This window comes from Apilactobacillus kunkeei (assembly GCF_001421115.1).
Taxonomy (GTDB): Bacteria; Bacillota; Bacilli; order Lactobacillales; family Lactobacillaceae; genus Apilactobacillus; species Apilactobacillus kunkeei_F.
Genome location: NZ_JXCW01000004.1, coordinates 350188 through 357143, shown reverse-complemented (window position 1 = coordinate 357143; position 6956 = coordinate 350188). Strand labels below are relative to the sequence as shown.

At 36.8% G+C, this 6956-nt stretch carries 6 protein-coding genes and 4 tRNA genes; 9 read left to right on the top strand and 1 reads right to left on the bottom strand.

The annotated features are described in order from the left end of the window. Positions 1–5: 5 nt before the first annotated feature. From RZ55_RS04535 to RZ55_RS04505, 6 genes are all read left to right on the top strand, one after another. Positions 6–79: transfer RNA gene (locus RZ55_RS04535), tRNA-Met, on the top strand. A 4-nt stretch (positions 80–83) separates the two neighbouring features. Next, positions 84–158: transfer RNA gene (locus RZ55_RS04530), tRNA-Asp, on the top strand. Positions 159–213: 55 nt separating this feature from the next. Continuing rightward, positions 214–286, top strand: a tRNA-Glu gene (locus tag RZ55_RS04525). An 8-nt stretch (positions 287–294) separates the two neighbouring features. Beyond that, positions 295–382: transfer RNA gene (locus tag RZ55_RS04520), tRNA-Ser, on the top strand. 111 nt (positions 383–493) lie between these two features. Continuing rightward, entirely contained in the window at positions 494–901 is a 408-nt protein-coding gene (locus RZ55_RS04515) for a CopY/TcrY family copper transport repressor (RefSeq protein ID WP_057175870.1), read from the top strand. Between the two features lie 341 nt (positions 902–1242). Further along, on the top strand, positions 1243–3324 hold the full coding sequence (locus RZ55_RS04505; RefSeq protein ID WP_431354841.1) for a copper-translocating P-type ATPase: 2082 nt from the start codon (positions 1243–1245) through the stop codon (positions 3322–3324). Between the two features lie 39 nt (positions 3325–3363). Here RZ55_RS04505 and RZ55_RS04500 read toward each other — a convergent pair whose 3' ends face one another. Further along, complete coding sequence (locus tag RZ55_RS04500; RefSeq protein WP_053792838.1) at positions 3364–3816, bottom strand: hypothetical protein; 453 nt, start codon at positions 3814–3816, stop codon at positions 3364–3366. Between the two features lie 92 nt (positions 3817–3908). Between RZ55_RS04500 and RZ55_RS04495 the strand changes: the two genes are divergently transcribed. From RZ55_RS04495 to RZ55_RS04485, 3 genes are read left to right on the top strand one after another with little or no spacing between them, the layout of a single operon-like run. Then, positions 3909–4670, top strand: a complete 762-nt coding sequence (locus tag RZ55_RS04495) for an MBL fold metallo-hydrolase (protein ID WP_053792837.1) — start codon at positions 3909–3911, stop codon at positions 4668–4670. Between the two features lie 60 nt (positions 4671–4730). Next, positions 4731–5792, top strand: a complete 1062-nt coding sequence (locus RZ55_RS04490; RefSeq protein ID WP_057175868.1) for an adaptor protein MecA — start codon at positions 4731–4733, stop codon at positions 5790–5792. Then, entirely contained in the window at positions 5785–6939 is a 1155-nt protein-coding gene (locus tag RZ55_RS04485) for a competence protein CoiA (protein WP_057175867.1), read from the top strand. Before RZ55_RS04490 ends, RZ55_RS04485 begins: the two co-directional genes overlap by 8 nt. Positions 6940–6956 lie beyond the last annotated feature (17 nt).

Sequence of the window (6956 nt, the reverse complement as noted above, 5' to 3'; positions counted from 1 at the left end):
ATTATCGCGGGATAGAGCAGTCTGGTAGCTCGTCGGGCTCATAACCCGGAGGTCGTTGGTTCAAATCCGGCTCCCGCAATTTTGGTTCGTTGGTCTAGTCGGTTTAGGACGCCTGCCTGTCACGCAGGAGGTCACGAGTTCGAGTCTCGTACGAACCGTAAATGAGATCGTCCTTGATGGATAATCTTTTTTTATTGTCATAATATTTATTATGACCCGTTGGTCAAGTGGTTTAAGACACTGCCCTTTCACGGCAGTAACATGGGTTCGAATCCCGTACGGGTCATCATTTATGGAGAATTACCCAAGTGGCTGAAGGGGGCGGTCTTGAAAACCGCTAGGTGGGTCAAACCACGCGAGAGTTCGAATCTCTCATTCTCCTTAACGTAGAAAATAAAGGATTGCATTAAGTTGCAATCCTTTTTATTTGACTTCTTTTGTCTACAAATGTAGACTATAAAATGTTAAATAAATGAGTGGGGTGATACAGCTTTTGGAAAAGACTGATATTACGAAATCTGAATGGGAAGTAATGAGAATTGTTTGGACACTAGGGGAGGCAACTAGTAGTCAATTGATCGATATCTTATCCAAGAAAATGGATTGGAGTTCATCAACAATCAAAACATTATTATCCCGTTTATGTGATAAGGAATTCTTAGGAATTAAGAAAGATGGTAGGAAAAATATTTATTATTCTGCCATTAAGGAACAAGCAGCATATGATATGTCTGTTAAGAGAGTATTTGAATCAATGTGTTGCATGCATTATGGAGAGACGCTTCATGATGTTATTGAAAATATTGAATTAAGTATAAGTGATATTGATTCAATCATTGATGTTTTAAAGAAAAAGAGAGATACAGCACCCGAAGAGGTTCATTGTAAGTGCTTGGAATAATAATCTATTTGGAGATGAGATAAATGTGCGGAAAAAAGCATGATATGAATGACGAAGAAAAACACAACGGAGAAATGGCTTGCTGCAAGCACCATGATCACAGCAACCCAAATCATAAGTGCGATATGCATCATGATGACATGAAAATGGAGGGTCATTCCCATTCTGACCACGAAAACATGAGTTGTTGCAGTCATGGTGGGGAACATGATCATTCTCATGGAGAACATCCTTGCGATATGCACCATATGGATCATGATATGGGTAACATGGACCATGAACACATGGGACATGACATGAATCACACGGACCACGATATGAGTCATATGGACCATGGACATATGGGACATGATATGGACCACATGGATCACAGTCACATGGGCCACGATATGGGTCACATGAACATGAGTGGCATGGGCTGCGGTATGGACATGGGCCATGGTGGAATGGACCACGGTAACATGGGTCACATGCATATGGGAAACTTAAAATTGAAGTTTTGGATTTCATTAATTCTAACAATTCCAATTATTGTAATGTCACCAATGATGGGAATGAAGATGCCTTTCCAAGTGACATTCCCTGGATCTGATTTTGTTGTTTTAGTATTAGGAACTATCCTATTTATTTACGGTGGTTACCCATTCTTTACATCATGTATCAGTGAAATGAGGAGCAAGAAGCCAGGAATGATGTCACTAATCACAATGGGAATTTCCGTTGCTTATGTATACAGTGTATACGCCGTGATTGCCAACGACATTTTAAAGGTGACACCAATGGTAAATGATTTTTTCTGGGAATTATCAACATTGATTGTCATTATGTTATTAGGTCACTGGATTGAAATGAACTCAGTAATGAACGCTGGTTCTGCTTTAAACAAACTAGCCGAATTATTACCTGACAATGCTCACTTAGTTCAATCAGATGGTCAAACTAAAGATGTATCAGTTCATGAATTATCAGAAGGCCAAATCATCTTAATTAAATCAGGTGAAAAAGTGCCTGCTGATGGAACAATTGTTGATGGTAGTACTGCTTTAAACGAATCATTAATTACCGGTGAATCAAGAGACGTGCAAAAGGGTGTCGATGATTCTGTAATTGGTGGATCAGTCAACGGTAGCGGAACTATCAAAGTTAAGATTACCGGTACTGGTGAAAGTGGATACTTATCAAAGGTTATGAACATGGTAAGTGAAGCCCAATCATCAAAATCAGAAGCAGAAGATTTAGCTAACAAGGTTGCTGGATACCTATTCTACGCTGCATTAATTGTTGCTTTAATCGCTTTTGTAACTTGGAGCATCTTAGATGGTGTTGCATATGCAATTCCAATTACTGTAAGTGTATTAATCATTGCTTGTCCACACGCCTTAGGTCTAGCTATTCCTTTAATCATTTCAAGAATGACATCCATTTCAGCCACTCATGGATTATTGATTAGAAACAAGACTGCACTAGAAGGTATCAAACAAATTAGATACGCTTTAATGGATAAAACAGGTACTTTAACTCAAGGTGATTTCAAAGTTAATGCTTATGATAGTTTAGATTCAAACATCGACAAGAAGGATGTAATTAAGATTGCTGCGGCAATCGAAGCTTCTTCAAGTCATCCACTTGCTCAAGGAATTGTTCAAGCATTCAAGGATTTAAACGAAGCACCATTTCAAGCAGAAAACGTTGAAGAAATCGCTGGTTCAGGTATCAAGGGAACTGTTGATGGTAAGGAATACCAAGTTGTTTCAAGCTCATACCTAGACAAGAATGGTATTGATTACGATCAAAAGACTGCTGACAAGTATCTACAACAAGGTAACTCATTAAGTTATGTTGTCGAAGATGGCAAAGTTGTTGGATACATTGCTGAAGGAGATTCAATCAAGCCTGGTGCAAATGACATGATTGATTTCTTAAACAGTCAAAACATTATCCCAGTTATGCTAACCGGTGATAACCAACAAGCTGCTGATAAGGTAGCAAGCATTCTAGGAATTAAGGAAGTTAACGCCCAATTAGTTCCAGAAGACAAACAAAAACTAGTTACTAAGTATCAAGAAAAAGGTAAAGTTATGTTTATCGGTGATGGTGTTAACGATGCACCTAGTCTTACTAAGGCTGATTTAGGTGTTGCCATCGGTTCAGGTACTGACGTTGCCATCGAATCCGCTGACGTTGTCTTAGTAAACAGTGATCCAGCAGATGTGATTAATTTGGTTAAATTAGCAAAACACGCTCGTACCAAGATGATTCAAAACTTATGGTGGGGTGCTGGATACAACATCATCGCATTACCACTTGCAGCCGGAGCACTTTCATCAATTGGTATTATCATTGGACCAATGTTAGGTGCCGTGATTATGTCACTAAGTACAGTGATTGTTGCAATTAATGCCATGACATTAAAAATTAAGTAAATAAAAAAGCACTTGGATAAATTCCAAAGTGCTTTTTTATTATGCTCGTTTATAGTTTAAGGACATTTCTGCTAAATTCAAAAAGTCATTTCTCTTCTTCCAATTATTGAAATCAAAATAATTATGCCAAGTTGTCATTAAAACCGTTCTCTTACGGTTAACGGTTTCCTTTAAGATGACGAATGAGACCATGTTATCTAACGTAGCGTTATTATCCATCTTTTCGATGCTGGCATCAAAGATTTTTTGATCATCTTCTGATAGGTTGAAGTATGAATAATTTACAAATTCAAACTTTTCGGTAAAGTTATGATTCTTCAATACATCGAATGTAATTGGGTTTTTGAAAATATTATGATTCCCGGAAAAATCGACGATTTGATACTGATCGTCACCGTTTTTAAATAAACTTAATTTTACATCGGGATGTTGTTTTCTGATTTTGTTTAAAATTTGATTGCTACCAAACGTCATGCTGATTTGATTTTCCATTTTTACGCCTCCAAGATGATAAAAAAGATTTTACAAATCACACCTATATATTTACACTAAAGATAAATAAAAACAAGTAGAAGGTATGCAAAATGAAGGTTACTGTATTAGGATATTATGGTGGTTATCCAGATAACGGAATCGCCACAAGCGGATATTTAATTCAAACTGAAAAATTCAATCTATTATTGGACTGTGGAAGTGGGGTGCTATTGGAACTAGAAAAGCACTTAAACCCATACAACCTAGACGCGGTCTTATTATCTCACTACCACAGTGATCATATTGCCGATGTTGGGGTTTTACAACACTACTGGCAACTAGCACCTAATAAGCCAAAGGAAGGTCCTCTATCAATTTATGGCCACACTGAGGATGAAGAACACTTCAATGCTTTGAACTGGTTCGACGATACGATTGCTAAACCATACCATGGAGACGATGTCTTAACGTTAGGTGACTTGGAAATTACATTTAAGAAAACACAACATCCTGTCGTTACATTTGCGATTAAGATTAAAGATAAAACAACCAATCAAGTACTAGCTTACACAGGTGACACCAGATACTTTGACGACTTAGCATCATTTTGTGAAGGTGCTGACTTATTAATGACCGATACTAATTTCTATGACGACAAGGAAGGTCAAAAGTGGCATATGACTTCTGAAGAAACTGGTCAATTAGCATTGGATGCTAAGGTTAACAACGTTTTAATCAGTCATTTACCACAATATGGTGACTTGGATGATTTAAAGAAACAAACTGAGATGGCGACAAATAATTCAGTAAACGTGATCTTACCAAAAACAGGGATGGTAATTGATTTAAAAGACGTTAAATCATTGAACTAACCGTTGATAATAGGTTAAAATGTAGTTATCAAATAGCGAACGTGAGAAGAGGTGTCGATAATGAGAATGGAAAAAATTAATTCTGGAACAATCAAAGTAACAATCACTAATCAAGAATTAGATGAACGCGGAATTGATTTATTATCACTTTTAGGTGATGAAGATGGCATTGAATCTTTCTTATACTCAATCTTGGACGAAATCGATGTAGATGATGAATTCAAGAGTACCGGGGCAGTATCTTTCCAAGTATTGCCAAATAGTACAGGGTTAGACATGTTTATTAAGAATAAGAATGTTTTTGATAACCAAAACCAAATCAATAATGATGATGAACAAGTAGAAGATGATAACGTCGATGATGAAATAGAAGATGACGAAAACGATAATGAAACTTATGATGGAGCTGGTTCTGAAATGTTTACCGACACTGGTGAAGACAGAACCGACGAACAAAGAGCGCAACTACCAAGTATGGGCCACTTTAAGGACTATACTGATACCAAGAGTTTGTACTCATTGATTCGAGCCAAGGAAATGCTTGGTAAAATCCTAGACTTCAAGAGCGAAGATCACAAATATGATGACAAAACTAAGGAATTCATTGATAACATTCAATTGAACCTATCAACTATGATTGATGCGCTTGAAAGAAGCGATGATTACGCCCATTACAATTTAATGATGATTGCGACAATCAACCAAGCTAGAAGTGAACGTCAAGACTTAGATTCAACAAGCAAACGTTCCAATAGTGACCCATTCAAGGATATGGTTAAAAACGCCAAGCAACCAAGCTTAGGCCACTTTAATCCACAACTTGAAAAGTGGGAAATGATTCTAAAAGTTAGCGACTTCGACAACGTTGTTAAACTAGCTGATGCAATTCATGGCATTCAAGATGTTGATTCAACATTATATAAAGTGGGTTCATTCTACGTGGTTCAATTAACTACTACTAGAACTGAAAACGAAGTCGACTTCAAGCACTTTACCAGTGCTGTGAGTGAAGCTGTTGAATATGGTAACCAAATCAACGCTGTAGACTTCAAACACTACAACGACAAGAAAGTAATCATGGATCATCAAGCAATGACTCAAGTGAATAAATACTTTGGCTAATAAAAAGACTGGCAAATATGCCAGTCTTTTTTCGTATCTAATTTATTGGGTGATGAAAATGTTAATGGCATCTGATAAAGAAAAACTAGTCAGTGCGAGTGCAGCTAAAGATAATCAAAAGTATTACTGTCCAATCTGTAAAGAAGAGTTAATTTTAAAACGCGGCAATATTAATGCGCCACATTTTGCGCATTTTAATAACAGCCAGTGTGTGATTGCGATGGAAGACGGCGAGAGCAATGAACATTTGATGGGCAAAGAACAACTATTGAACTTCATTGATAAAAGAAATACACATGTGGAAAAGTATTTGCCCGAAATTAATCAACGTCCCGATTTGATGTATCAAAAACTAGCGTTTGAGTTTCAGTGCAGTCCGATTTCGCGGAAACGATTGGAGGAACGCATCGATGGATACCATCAACTACATATGAAATCACTATGGATATTGGGGAGTAACTACAGAAAACGGTTTGGTAGTGATAGTGTGAATAAGTTTTATTACTATATTGATTCCATTGGTTTTACCATTTTTTTCTGGCTGGTAAACGAACGAAAAATTGAGGTTCGCTACAATTGTCAGTATGTGTGTGGAAAACTACGATATCAGCGCATCACGTTTGCTCGATTGGATGAATTATTGAGGTTTATTCACAATCCGGGCACCATTGTTAAGTACAAAAGTAGTATGCATGGTTTAATTAGTCAGCTAACCAGGATTGAAAACCGAATCTTTTATCGAAATCAACAGATGTTGAAATGGCAAAACGTTTGTTATAACCAGCATCATAATATTTCTGGATCACCAATTATCTGTGATATCAAACAGGTGACCAGTCCAATCATGGGGAAGAACTTTTTGATATGGAAAATATTGATTATGACAAATATCAAGGAACGCGTGAAATTAAGGGATTTGTTTGAGTTTGCCAATCAAATGGTCGGATTACAAACGAATTATCCACTTGTGCATAACGCCACCCAATATATTAAAGATGAGTTCAAAATGTTGATAATGCAGTTGATAACTAAAAGAAAAATTCAAATTAAGAATGGTAGAGTCCACATAATTGACGAAATTAAGTGGTTTGACGACTACTATCAAAAATTAAATGAGCTAAGTACGCAAAATAACACTATTTTTTGATAAGATGGAGATAGTAT